Source organism: Flavobacteriales bacterium, assembly GCA_021296215.1.
Taxonomy (GTDB): domain Bacteria; phylum Bacteroidota; class Bacteroidia; order Flavobacteriales; family ECT2AJA-044; genus ECT2AJA-044.
The window spans coordinates 16,600-29,917 of the sequence record JAGWBA010000022.1 but is presented as its reverse complement, the minus strand read 5'-3'; the positions used below and the strand labels follow the sequence as shown (position 1 = coordinate 29,917).

The 13,318-nt window shown below is 49.8% G+C and carries 10 protein-coding genes; 5 read left to right on the top strand and 5 right to left on the bottom strand.

Going from position 1 to position 13,318, the window contains the following annotated elements; translation table 11 throughout:
• Positions 1-274 precede the first annotated feature (274 nt).
• From J4F31_05530 to J4F31_05520, 3 genes are all read left to right on the top strand, one after another.
• A complete protein-coding gene (locus J4F31_05530) occupies positions 275-1,162 on the top strand; it encodes a choice-of-anchor J domain-containing protein (protein ID MCE2496022.1) in 888 nt (295 codons plus the stop codon).
• Between the two features lie 53 nt (positions 1,163-1,215).
• Positions 1,216-2,205 (top strand): choice-of-anchor J domain-containing protein, encoded by a 990-nt coding sequence (locus tag J4F31_05525; protein ID MCE2496021.1) that lies wholly within the window; start codon positions 1,216-1,218, stop codon positions 2,203-2,205.
• Positions 2,206-2,299: 94 nt separating this feature from the next.
• Entirely contained in the window at positions 2,300-4,438 is a 2,139-nt protein-coding gene (locus tag J4F31_05520) for a PKD domain-containing protein (GenBank protein ID MCE2496020.1), read from the top strand.
• Here J4F31_05520 and J4F31_05515 read toward each other — a convergent pair whose 3' ends face one another.
• A complete protein-coding gene (locus J4F31_05515; GenBank protein MCE2496019.1) occupies positions 4,439-5,779 on the bottom strand; it encodes an MATE family efflux transporter in 1,341 nt (446 codons plus the stop codon).
• Between the two features lie 141 nt (positions 5,780-5,920).
• On the opposite strand from J4F31_05515, the gene J4F31_05510 reads away from it, so the two are divergent.
• On the top strand, positions 5,921-6,253 hold the full coding sequence (locus tag J4F31_05510; protein MCE2496018.1) for a T9SS type A sorting domain-containing protein: 333 nt from the start codon (positions 5,921-5,923) through the stop codon (positions 6,251-6,253).
• A gap of 94 nt (positions 6,254-6,347) precedes the next feature.
• Positions 6,348-8,792, top strand: coding sequence for a hypothetical protein (locus tag J4F31_05505; protein ID MCE2496017.1), 2,445 nt, complete (start codon positions 6,348-6,350; stop codon positions 8,790-8,792).
• 6 nt (positions 8,793-8,798) lie between these two features.
• Here the strand turns inward: J4F31_05505 and J4F31_05500 are convergent, their stop codons facing one another.
• Genes J4F31_05500 through dapB form a run of 4 tightly spaced genes read right to left on the bottom strand, consistent with a single transcriptional unit; the run spans position 8,799 to position 13,318 of the window.
• Positions 8,799-10,427, bottom strand: a complete 1,629-nt coding sequence (locus tag J4F31_05500; protein ID MCE2496016.1) for an acyl-CoA carboxylase subunit beta — start codon at positions 10,425-10,427, stop codon at positions 8,799-8,801.
• A 50-nt stretch (positions 10,428-10,477) separates the two neighbouring features.
• Complete coding sequence (locus tag J4F31_05495; GenBank protein ID MCE2496015.1) at positions 10,478-11,104, bottom strand: WbqC family protein; 627 nt, start codon at positions 11,102-11,104, stop codon at positions 10,478-10,480.
• Positions 11,094-12,605: a signal peptidase I gene (gene lepB / locus J4F31_05490; GenBank protein ID MCE2496014.1), complete on the bottom strand. Its 1,512-nt coding sequence runs from the start codon at positions 12,603-12,605 to the stop codon at positions 11,094-11,096. Before lepB ends, J4F31_05495 begins: the two co-directional genes overlap by 11 nt.
• Complete coding sequence (dapB, locus tag J4F31_05485; protein MCE2496013.1) at positions 12,602-13,318, bottom strand: 4-hydroxy-tetrahydrodipicolinate reductase; 717 nt, start codon at positions 13,316-13,318, stop codon at positions 12,602-12,604. Before dapB ends, lepB begins: the two co-directional genes overlap by 4 nt.

The window sequence follows — 13,318 nt, the reverse complement described above, 5'->3', positions numbered from 1 at the left end:
TAATCATAAACAAACTAAACAGCAAGCAATCAGATACTTAAATACAAAAAAAACAGCCCCGGTATTGAGACGGCTTCTTATTCTGCAAATAGGGAGTTCTTTGCGAAAGAGTCCTTTCGATATTAAGATTGTTGATACCTTTGCTAGTATCGACTAATCAATGAATCATTCTTATATGAGGAGCTTTATTCTCGTTATTCTATATATATCGCCATTAGTTTCGTTTAGCCAGATTGACACCTTGCTTTGGCAGGATTTCGAGAATCCTCTTTTTTTGGATTTCGAAGTATCAGATTCCATAAATGCTCCTCTCAATTTGTGGCTTAATTTGGATCTGGACTCAGCTCAAGACGCAATTAATAGACCAAATGCATGGTTTCCGGCATTTGCGTTTTCATCTATTGATTCGGGAAATAGGGTTATGCAATCGAGCAGTTGGTTGTCGAATCCAAGCATACGGACCGAGAATTGGCTCATTTCACCACTTATATTGCCCGCTCAAGGTGAAACCATTTTGATCGAATGGAAGTCCGCCCCACGTCAAGCTCCGCAATACCTTGATGGGTACCGTGTGATGTACAGTTCTACCGGACGCGACCCCGAAGATTTCTACACTATAAAGCAACTCTCTGAGCATGTCGGGCCTGCTTCAGATTCATCTGGAATGGGGCCTGTACCGACTTATAGTTGGTTTGAATTTTCTTTGGGCGGAGATATACATGGAATTGATGGTCAACACATCCAGCTTCCGGCCAACATGGATAGCACAGCTTATATTGGAGAGCTTTGGCGTCCGGATGTGATATCGTTTCCGGCTTACACTCACGATACGCTGTATCTGGCCATTGTGCATGACTCTCAAGATGACAACTTACTTGGAATTGATGACATATTAGTATTGGGTACTTCAGCAGTCACGTTGAAAGAGAACAAACTAGACGGAATTCGCATTTATCCGAATCCGACAACGAGTTTCTTGATTCTTGAGTTGGAACTGGAATCCATGTCCGAGCCAATAGTGTTATTCGATGCGTTAGGTCGTTCTTTTCATGTACCAATGACACGATCAGAAAAAGGAATTAAGCTCGACCTTCGAAAATTGACTTCCGGCGTATATTGGATTCGATTCGACCAGTCGTATGTTTCTTTTGTAAGGGAATAGTATTTAACACCCTCAAAATCATTCCGTTCAGAATGTCTTCTTAAATTGTAGGCATGAAACGAACCCTACTCAGTTTTTGCTTTTGTGGAATCGCCATGGTTGCGATAGGTCAGAACGATACGATCTTCTACCTCGATTTCGAATTAGATAGTCTGCCGTCGAACTTCGTCGAAACTCAGGATACGGCAGACATTACAGTATGGCAGAACTACAGCCTGGATAGTATTCCGGCCGCAAACGGGCGTCCCGACAACTGGTACCTAGGGCCGGGTATTGCAAACGTGGATACCCAAAATACGGTCATAGCATCGACGAGTTGGCTTCAGGGCTTTTTACCGGGAAACCGGAATTATTTAATATCACCTGGTTTTTATTTGCCGGATAATTTTACCGAGTTGTCGTGGTATTCGGCCAGTCGATATGCACCAATTTACTTAGATGGTTATTCAGTGGTCGTGAGCACAACGGGAAGTGCTCCGGAGGATTTCACGGATACTTTGTTCAGAGCGGCTCAATGGATCGGCCCCAATCCGAATCCGACGACCACTAGCCCTATCGCCGCTTTTAACAATAATAGCTACAGCGATGGTTTCGTGCACGGTTTCGACGGTACGTACTTGGAGTTGGACGGTGATTCAAGCGACTGGAAATGCGTGCTTCAACCGCACTCTGTTTCTTTGGCTGCATATCAAGGGAATACCGTTCGAGTGGCCTTCGTTCACGATAGTGATGACGACAACATAATCTCGTTCGATATCTCGTTCGATAAGATATTCATGAAAGGGACCAAGATTATCGGTTTGGAGGAACGTGCGGATCTACAGACACGCATATATCCAAATCCGGCCGCAGGCCGTACTCATTTGGCTTTTGAACTCAATACCCTAGGAGCTGTTGCTTGGGAGGTGGTCGATTTAAGCGACCGCATCGTTGCGGAAGGGCGCGCGGGATCGTTCTTGCCCGGTCATCATGAGATTGAAATTCCGCTTGAAGGCCTGAGTGCGGGTAGATATGCTCAGGTACTCTATTGGCGATTCTTCTGATTCACAGGAGATTATTGTACATTAGTTAAACAGAGGATGGTGCGTTGTTGAATATCGCCCCAACGACTTTTCTCCCTAGTCCGTCAATTTTGGTATGAAGAAGCTCTATCTCTACTCACTCATTTTGATGCTTCTCGTTCCGGCTGGAGCGAGTGCATGGCATATCGTGGGTGGAGAGCTCTATTACGAGTGCATCGGTAACGACGACTACATTATTACTTTAAAGGTTTATCGCGATTGCAATTCGCAAGGAGCGCCCTTTGACAATCCGGCTACTGTAACCATTTACGATACTAGCGGAACATTTGCCACTCAGGTGCAAATGCCCAATCCGTCCATTACTCTAGTACTTCCATACATTAATAACCCCTGTCTTACCAGCCCACCCAATGTGTGTGTAGAGGAAGGGATCTATACCGAAGTGGTTAATCTTCCGCCAACTCCCGGTGGATATACCTTGGTATATCAACGGTGCTGCCGCAATGCGAGTATCAACAATATTTTTCAGCCCGAGGAGCAGGGAGCCACGTATACGACGCATATTCCCGGGCCTCCATACCATTGCAATAATTCTGCGTACTTCTCCAATTTCCCTCCCATTGTGCTTTGTACAAACGATACCTTGGTCTTCGATCACAGTGCGACCGATTTGGACGGGGATTCGCTATTCTACCGATTCGCCACTCCATACAGTGGCGGCTCTCAAAATAACCCCTTGCCTCTACCTCCTCAACCTCCGCCTTTTCCCAATGTGCTTTGGAATCCGGGCTATACGATCACGTATCCAATTGATGCGAATCCGGCCTTTAATTTAGATCCAAACTCCGGCCTTCTTGTAGGGTCTCCCACAATGTTGGGGCAGTATGTAGTAACGGTAGTGGCCAAAGAGTATCGTAATGGAACGTTACTGACCGAGAATAGGCGCGATTTTCAATTCAATACCGCAATCTGCTTGAGCGCTACTCAAGCGGGTATAGCACCTCAATCTCAGTTCTGTACGGGGACCACCTTTAGTTTTCAAAATCAGAGCTTGTTTACGACGTACTATCAATGGGATTTCGGAGATCCGAATACGAATGCCGATACGAGCTCCTTTGCCAATCCGACTTGGACTTACTCGGACACCGGTACCTACACTGTAACACTGATCGCGAATCCCGGATTTCAATGTGCCGATACCATTACCACTCAGGTACAGATCTCGGACGGAATACCGGTCGACTTCAGTATTAGTGGGGATGATTGTATCGACGGAAACTTTATGGATTTTACCGTTTTGAGTCAACATACCCCGGACGCACAATACGATTGGGATTTCGGGGATGGAACAGCAAGCCAGCAAATGAACCCGACCAAGGTCTACACCGATGACGGAATTTACCCAGTTACACTGACGGTCAGTGAGAATAGCTGTGCGACCTCGTTCACCGATACGGTTCGAATCTTCCCCGAAGTAGAACCTTCCTTTGATACGGATACGTTGACGGGTTGTGCACCCTTTACGGTGGAATTCGCGGACGAGACGAACACGTGGGTGAACATAAACTACCTGTGGGAATTCGGCGACGGTCAAGCCAGTACTCAGGATAGCCCAACCCATACGTACAGTTTACCGGGTACTTACGATGTCACTTTGACCATTGAGGTATTGGAAGGTTGCGTAGATACTCACCGGGTGGCCGTAGAGCAAATGATCGTCGTAGAGCCGAGCCCGACTGCCGGATTTTATGTTGATCCTGAGGTAACGTCGTTCTTTGAACCAGTGGTGTCAGTGCACGATATAAGTACGGGAGCCTATTGGACTACTTTCGATATGGGTGATTCAACCTCGTACACGGCACCCTTTTTCGATCACCGCTATTTGGAAGATGGTACGTATACGGTTCGTCAGGTAGTGGGGAATGAGTACGGTTGTACTGATACTACCTACAGAACAGTTGTGGTAAAACCCGAGTACTTGCTGTACGTTCCAAATGTGTTCACGCCCAATGGGGATGGGCTTAATGAGTATTTTGCTCCAAAGGTATTTGGGGAAATAGAGTATCAGTTCTCAGTATATAGCCGATGGGGTGATCGAATCTTTTACTCCGAAGTTGTGGGCGAAGGTTGGAACGGTGAAGATGCGAAAAAGGATATGCCGGCACCGCAAGACACCTACCTGTGGGAGGTCAAGGTACTAGATATAGATGGGGCGGCGCATCGGGAAGTCGGTTATTTCTCGTTGATTCGTTGATCATAGTTTGATCTTTTTACTTAGCCACTGAAATCTGGCGAGTAACAGAATGGCCGAAATGGTTAATCCAACCGCCAGCCCATACCATATACCGCGCTCGTTAAAGTCCAAGTAAAATGCCATGTAATAACCCAAAGGGATTCCGATGATCCAATAGGCAAATAGCGTTATTACCGTTGGAATTCGGACATCTTCGAGACCGCGTAAAGCGCCGAGAGCCACGACCTGTGTTCCATCGGACAGTTGAAAAATAGCGGCGATCAAAAGAAGGGCAGCGGCCGCGTTAATAACGTGACCTTCATCGATATATAAATGCGCCAAAGTTTCTCCTTGGGTTGAGAAAAGGATTCCGGCCACTCCCATGAACACCAGAGAAAGCAGAATGGCCGAAAATGCCGCCATTCGAAGGTTATCCCGATCTTTTAAACCACGTTGATTACCTACGCGAATGGTAGCTGCCGCACCCAAACCACTCGCGAGCATAAAGCTAATGGAAGCGAGGTTCAGGGCGATTTGATGTGCTGCCAAGGCTTCGGCGGAAATTTGGCCGATCCAAATGGCGGCGATGACGAAGGCACCTACTTCGAAAAGCATTTGCACCGAGGTTGGAATACCGAGTTGGAGTAATTTACCAAAGAAATCGCGCCGCCAGGGCATGGCGAAGAAATAGGGGCGAAATGGTCGAAAAAGTCCGGAGCGCCAGAGGTAATAACCGATTCCGACGACCATGAGTGTTCGACTGATGAGCGTAGCAATACCGGCGCCATTCAGGCCGTAGGCCTTAAACCCCCAATTTCCGTAGATCAAGAGCCAGTTAAGACCGATGTTCAGGAAGTTGGCGGACAACGAGATCAGCATCGGCTCGAAGGTGTGGGAAAGGCCCTCCATGAATTGCCGAAAACCCTGGAAGATCATGAGGGGTAGGAATGACCAGGTGATGATGCTGAGATATGGGTAGGAGAGGGTCATGACTGCGGGCTCTTGATCGAGCCGATCGAGGAAGGGCCAAGCCGCGAACATGAGTCCGCCCAAGACCACCGTTACCATGAGGTTAAGTGCCAATGTGTGTCGAAGCATGGAACCGATCATTCGGTATTTCTTCTCGGCGTGAACCCTTGCTACGATTGGGGTTACGGCTTGTGATATTCCGTATCCGATGACGAATATGACCACCCAAATGCTGTTTCCGAATGCGGCTGCCGCCAGGGGTTCGGTACCGAGCCTACCAACCATGACGGAATCGGCTACTCCGACCATGATATGCCCCAATTGTGAGAGCATAACGGGGTACGCTAGCTTGAAATTTAGCCCGATATGTTGTCGCAGCGAGAGGGTAGACATGGGGGCAAAGGTACCGTAATCCGCAATTGGCGCGGAGCGTAGGCTAAATGAAATTTATGTTAAGATGATTTGTCAAAAAGACGAATAAATGCGATATTTGGACTAACTGATGGGAGAATACACTTTTGTAAAGTAAATTTTATGTTGAAAAAAGTACTCTTTGTTTTGGCGTTATTTATCGGATCTTTCGCTGTACAAGCGGAAGGAGGTGATAAATCGCTCGAAGCATACCCGAATCCCGCGGTTGACGAAGTTGTCTTTCATTTTGGCGATGATATTGCCCTAAAGGGCGGTACCATTTCTATTTACAATACGATTGGTGCTTTGGTCGGCCAGATTCCGGTTGGTCCTTCATTGGAGTTTCGATTTAAGATTCCTCAGCAATGGACGCCCGGTCTATACATCGTAACCTTCGAAGACACCGATGGTGCCTTGACGGTTCCGATCAAACTGACCATTAAATCGACGATTTAAGTGTTAAGTGTTTCTGTTTCATTGGAGAGTCGGGTACGCCCGGCTCTTCTTGTTTTAGGGCAAAACGAATAGCCGAATTCTGCGTTAACGAATTATGAGGCATTTGATTCTACTTCTTTTAAGTTTCCCCTTTTTTTCCTGGGCACAGCCCGAAACCCTTACCTACGGTAAGTGGCGAGAATTGGGCCCGACCGAATCCCCCGAGAATTCCAATTTAACCGACTATTCCTATACGCGAATCAAAGGAACAGGCAGGCTCATTTTCATTGAGTTCGATGAGCGACTTCCCAACCGGATCTTTACGGGTTCTCCTACGGGTGGATTATTTGTATCGGATGATAAGGGGGAGAGTTGGCGTGTTGGAGGCACGGATCACCTTTTTGTACCAGGAGTGTCGCACATTCAAGTAGCACCTGAGTCTTCGGATACTTGGTTCATCGCCAGTGGAGATGGGGACGCGGACTTTACTTTTTCCATTGGAGTGGCCCGAACCAAGGATGCCGGGAAAACCTGGGAGTGGATCAATGGAGTGGACGAATCATTGCCGGTAACGGAACTGAATAAGCCTTGGAATGTGGTACGTATACGCAAGCTGCTCGTTGAACCGAAAAATGGCAATCGGCTGTGGGCTGCTACAACGGAAGGACTTTTCTTAACTGAGAATGCTTTGGCTCCGACCGCAGAGGTGAGATGGCGCAAACTAGCGGGTGGGGCTTTTCAAGATTTATGCTTTCAGCCTGAGTCGAGAGGAAGAACGGTCCTTGCCTCGGGCCGTGAATTGTGGATGTCCACCGATAGCGGAACGCATTTTAATAAGATTGAAATTCCGCGAGACTTTTCCGTGATTACCGACGACCTGCCAGAGAAGTGGCTCACGATTCGAATGAGTGCCGATGCGCCCAATCTGCTTTATGTGGCCTATACCGCGAACGAAGGGCATGGATCGCGTCGATTCAATGCCGAGCTTTACACTTTTCATCTAATCGACAAACGCTGGTCGTTCATTCGCGAATTTGGCAAGGACATGGGTGCTCAAAAGCAAATGGGTCATGGCCGTCATCAGAGCATTGCTGTTCATCCGAAGGATGCCTCGACCCTTTATTGGGGAAATGTACTTCGGGTCCACAAAAGCGAAGATGGTGGAATAACTGTTTCCGGCCTTCCTAAAGCTTATCACGACGATTTGCACTACATCACCTTCGATCCGCACGAAAACGCCGTATACATCGCTACAGACGGTGGAATCAACCGTTCGCGGGATGGTGGGAACACTTGGGAAGACCTCACCCGGGGGATCGGAGTGTCGAATATGTTCAACATAGGGTCTTCGATGAGTCATCCGGCGCATGTGTCTTACGGTGGTTTCGACACCGGAAACGTATGGCGCGATGATCAGGGAGTATGGCGCCAGGTCTTCTTTGGTGATGGATTTAAATCGGTTCCACTGGTTACCGATTCCACCATCGGGATTTACTGCTCGTCGAGCTCGGGATTCGGGTATATGGAACCGGATGGACGAACGGACTTCCGCACGCCCTCTCGCAATGTGGCCGGGTACCAATGGAAAGTTCACTTTGCGGTGGACCTGAAAGACGAAGACCTACTGTACTTAGCAGCACCCAAAGGAGTGATGCGCTCCTGGAACCGCGGTGAAGAATGGGAAATGCTCAAGGAGGCTCCCAAAGGCGCAGAGGTCTGGGAGGTCTACTTGAACGAACACGATCCGAACGAGCTGTATTTCACCAGCATTTCCGGAACCGAAGGTATTTGGCGGACGCGGGACGCTCGGAACGAAATGGCGCTGGATATTGAGTGGGAGCGCTTAGTTCCTTCGATCCCCGAGTTCAAGAATGGCGAGCCCATAAAACTAACCATAGCCGACATCGAGCCCGATCCGTTTAATCCGCGTGCCTTTTGGGTCGCCTTTGGTCGACAGGAAAATGGCTTCGAAGGATATCCCAACCCCAAGGTACTGTACTACAACGGTAGTCGCTACGAGGACTGGACCGGAATCGCGCGTGGCGATGCCATGTTACAGGATCGCAAGGTATTGGAGATCGAAGCGGATCCCGCCCTCAGCGGGCGGATTTACATCGGGACGAGTGCGGGAGTATTCGTAAAGGAAGGATTCAACGGTGCGTGGTCCCAGGAATGGGGCATACCGCACGCCGAAGTGCGCGAACTGGAGTTGCACCCCTATGCCCGGGTGTTGAGGGCCGCGACGTTTGGTCGAGGTTTGTGGGAAATGCCGCTTCCGGCCGTTGAGGCCAAAATAAAAGTGCGTGGCGAACAACACTGGACCGATCGGTCGATCTTGACCCATTTGGTCGTGAAGAATGGGGCCGTGCTGCACCTCAAGGGTGAGACCTGGATGGCCTACGGCGTGCGCATTACGGTAGAACCGGGTGGCGCAGTAGAAGTGCACGGCACCATAGAAGTGTTGGCCGGAACCGCTTGGAAGGGTTTTGACGTGCAAAGCTCCAAGGGCTTCCTGTTCTTTAAAGGGAAATCGGGCGAAGTTCGGTACAGTAACCGCTAAGCGATATTAGGTCTGCAACACTCCCGTGTTGTATTGTTTTTCGGCCGGAGCGTGATTCGCCATTTCAATGCCGACGCTCAAAACCTTTCGCGTGTGACGCGGATCGATCACCGCATCGAGCCAAAGTCGCGAAGCAGCGTAATACGGACTGGTTTGACTCTCGTACCGCTTTTCGATCTTCTCGAGCAGCTCCTTCTCTTTTTCGGCCGTGATCTCCTCACCTTGAGCTTTGAGACGGCTCTTCTCGATCTGCAAGAGCACCTTCGCCGCTTGCGAACCGCCCATTACCGCCACATTTGCCGTGGGCCAGCCCACGATCAAACGCGGATCATATGCCTTTCCGCACATGGCGTAATTCCCGGCACCGTAGCTGTTTCCAACGATCACCGTGAATTTGGGCACCACGCTATTGCTCATGGCGTTCACCATTTTAGCACCGTCCTTGATGATACCACCGTGTTCACTGCGCGAACCGACCATGAATCCGGTTACGTCTTGCAGGAATACGAGTGGGATCTTCTTTTGATTGCAGTTCATCACGAAGCGGGCAGCTTTATCGGCGGAGTCGTTGTAGATGACCCCGCCAAATTGCATTTCGCCTTTTTTACTCTTCACGAGTTTGCGCTGATTCGCCACGATTCCCACGGCCCAGCCATCGATACGTGCATAGCCTGTTACGATGGTTTGACCGTATCCGGCTTTATACTCTTCCCAGCTGTCCGCATCGATCAAGTGCTCAATGAGCTCGTGAATATCGTACTGCTTGTCGCGTTTCTCGGGCAGGATGCCCATGATGTTGTCCATGGGCTTTGCCGGATCCTTCGGCTCCGTTCGGTTAAAGCCCGCCTTTTCGGAATCGCCCATCTTGTCCATGATGTTCTTGATGGAGTCGAGGCAGTCCTTATCGTCCTTGCTCTTATAGTCCGTAACGCCCGAAATTTCACAGTGAGTCGTGGCCCCACCGAGGGTTTCGTTGTCGATGTCCTCGCCAATGGCCGCCTTTACCAGGTAGCTGCCGGCTAAGAATATGGACCCTGTTTTGTCCACGATCAAGGCTTCGTCGCTCATGATCGGCAGGTAGGCACCACCTGCCACACAGGAACCCATGATGGCTGCTATTTGCGGAATTCCCATACTGCTCATGACCGCGTTGTTGCGGAATATGCGACCAAAGTGTTCCTTGTCGGGGAAGATCTCGTCTTGCATCGGCAGAAACACACCGGCCGAATCCACCAAGTAGATGATAGGCAAGCGATTTTCCATTGCAATTTCTTGGGCGCGCAAGTTCTTTTTTCCGGTGATGGGGAACCAGGCACCGGCCTTAACGGTTGCGTCGTTGGCCACCACCACGCACTGTCGGCCTCGCACATAGGCGATCTCCACAACCACTCCGCCACTGGGGCAGCCGCCGTACTCTTCGTACATGCCGTCACCGGCAAAGGCACCGATCTCAACGCGGGGTTTATTATCGTCGACCAGGTATTCGATTCGCTCCCGGGCGGTGAGCTTGCCCCGGGCATGTTGCTTTTCGATCTTCTTTTTACCGCCGCCAAGACGTACCTGAGATAAGTGCTGTTCGAGGTCCGAAACCAGCATTTTCAAAGCATCTTCGTTTTTATTGAATTCGATGTCCATAGCTTTTTGTGTAGAAAGTCAAATTTACTGCCTCTCGGCAGGATGACAAATTAAGCGCCCTGAAGTTCGCTTTCGAGCAAAAAAGAATAACTCCCGGGTCCTTTATTGAACAAGAGATCGAGAATACTTAGGTCTGGAACGAAGTTGTGCCGATCGCCAAATACTTGCATATACTCTTCGGCCTTGAGCAAGGTGGGCTGTTTGGGGTGAATTCGCTTTCGGTAGTCGACCTCGTCGTCCTGCGCCTCAAGGAATTCGTTCAAGACCTCGTATTCGAGGTCGAACTCCAGTTCTTGGGCTACCCACTCACACGAGGCGATACAAAGGTCGGCCAGCGTTTCGAATTGACGTCCGAACAGGGCCTTTAAAGAATCCTCATAGTACTCGAAGTACGGAGAACTGCGGTAGCTCGACTCCAAAGTTCGCCAGTGAACCAGAGGCCAGTTCTCGGAGTAGCTCAAATCTGCCGTAGCCGTCTGAAGGCGAACTCCCGATCGGTGCTCGATCGGAACAATGAGGTTCTTTTTACCGCTTGGATCAGCAACACAGGCGCGCGAGCGATAACTCTGCTTTTGATAATTCTCGGCCAGGTCAATGAAGTTGGTACCGGGCTTCATCCAAGCCACCCAATACGAGATGGGCGGAAAATAAGCCAGACTGAACAGTTTATGCGGCATTCTTACGGCGCTTTTGATAGAAGCGGAAGCCGAAGTACAGTACGAGTATTCCTACGAAGTATGGGAAGAGCGATTTCCGTGGACCCTTTCCGTGGACCATGGTGAATACGCGATCCGTTCTGATGCGATCTCCAAAGTCGTTCTGGAACTTGTCGTAGCTCATCCAAATGAAGGCTGCCTTACCAACGATATGATCTTCGGGCACGAATCCCCAAAATCGCGAGTCGAGCGAATTGTGGCGGTTATCCCCCATCATCCAATAATAGTCCATTTCGAAGGTGTACGATTCGGCGATTTGCCCATCGATGATGATGCTTTCACCTTTGACCTCCATATCATGTCCTTCGTAGAAAGATATAATGCGCTCGTACAACCGAATATTCTCGGTCGATATAGCCACTGTAGCTCCTCTTTCGGGAATCCAGAGCGGCCCGAAATTATCGACGTTCCAGGTAAATTTGCCGGGTTCCTGTGGGAAAATACCCTCATCGGCCACGCCCGCCGATTTGATCATGGGTTCAACGCTGAGCACGTTCGAAAACTGACGTATGCGTTTCACATTCTCCTTGGTCAGCAAGAAAATGAAATCGGTCCGAGAACTTTGGCCGCCCTCTGTAATATCCATTTCGAGTAAGGTCTTGCGGTTGAATCCCTGTCCGTTCGTCTTAACCAGGTAGGTCAGCTGAGGAGCCGCACGTTCCGGAAGCCAAACCGTGTCGCTGTTGGCGAACAGGGTCGACCGATCAATTCGGATACTATCGCCTGGCGTACCTACACATCTTTTAATGTAGTTGGTGCGCTTATCAACGGGCAAATCGCTGTCCATCGGGTAGTTGAATACTACGATATCGTTGTTCTTCACTTTGCTAAATCCCGGTAAACGGTGATAGTCGAACTCGACCCAATCGACGAATGATGGGAATCCGAGCAGTGGTACCGTGTTGTGCATGAGCGGTAAGCTAAGCGGTGTCATGGGCATTCGTGGGCCGTAGCTCATTTTCGACACGAACAAGAAGTCACCGATCATCATGGATTTTTCCATAGACGAGGTCGGGATCGTATACGCTTCAATTGTGAATGTTCGGATCACAGTGGCGGCTACAATGGCAAAGGTCACGGCTTCTATCCACTCGCGGTTTCCGCTTTTATCGCCCCGGAGTCGCGGGCCTTCGTACTTCGCTTCTTTTGACCGCCCGATGACCGGCATGTAGATTCCCAAGGTGAAGATCGCGAGTACGCGGTCTGCAGTGCTCCGGCGTTCAAAGACCTGCAGGGTTTCGGCGAATACCACCATCCACATGATCCAGCTCACCATGGGTAGGTACAGCAGAATGACCCACCACCAAGGGCGTTTCAGCATTTTAAGAATGAGGAGTTCGCCGTAAATCGGCACCAACAAAGGCAGCGTAGGTTGTTCTATCTTTTGAAAGAAAGGCTGGTAGTATGCGAAGCGAATCACTTGCAGGATCGCCATACCGAGTAAGAAACCGGTCCAGGTCATAGGTTCAATAGGTCTTTCATGCCAAAGCTCCCCGTTTTTCCGGGCAGCCATTCAGCGGCTAGTACGGCTCCAAGTGCGAACCCTTTTCGGTTCTTAGCCTCGTGCCGTAAGGTTATTTTATCGATAAAGCTCTCGTAAACGATCTCGTGGGTTCCGGGCACGTCGCCCTCTCGTTCAGAACGGATAGGGAGTTTATTTATTTCGCCCTCTCGGGCGGATGTCCAACCCTGCAATCTCTCAACGCGCTCGATTACATCTTCGGCCAAGGTGATAGCAGTCCCGCTTGGAGCGTCCTTTTTTCGCGTGTGGTGGATCTCGGTCATGTTTACGTCGTAATCTTCAAACGGATTCATAAGTTCGGCGAGCCGTTGATTCACAGCAAAGAACACGTTTACTCCTAAACTAAAGTTAGAGGCGTAGAAGAACGCGCCGTTCACATCGGCCCGCAGGGCCATGATCTTTTCCCAATCATTGAGCCATCCGGTAGTTCCGCTCACCGTAGGCACTCCGTTGCGCAAGGACCATTCGATGAGGTCTACGGCAGATTCGGGCTTACTGAAATCGATGGCGACATCGCAGTTGGCGAGGTCTTCATTAGTCAGTTTGCTACGATTTTGAGAGGTTATCTTGATCGGTATGCTGTGGCCGCGCTCGAGCGCTATGGCTTCGATTTCGCGACCCATGGTTCCGTAACCGAGGAGGGCGATCTTCAT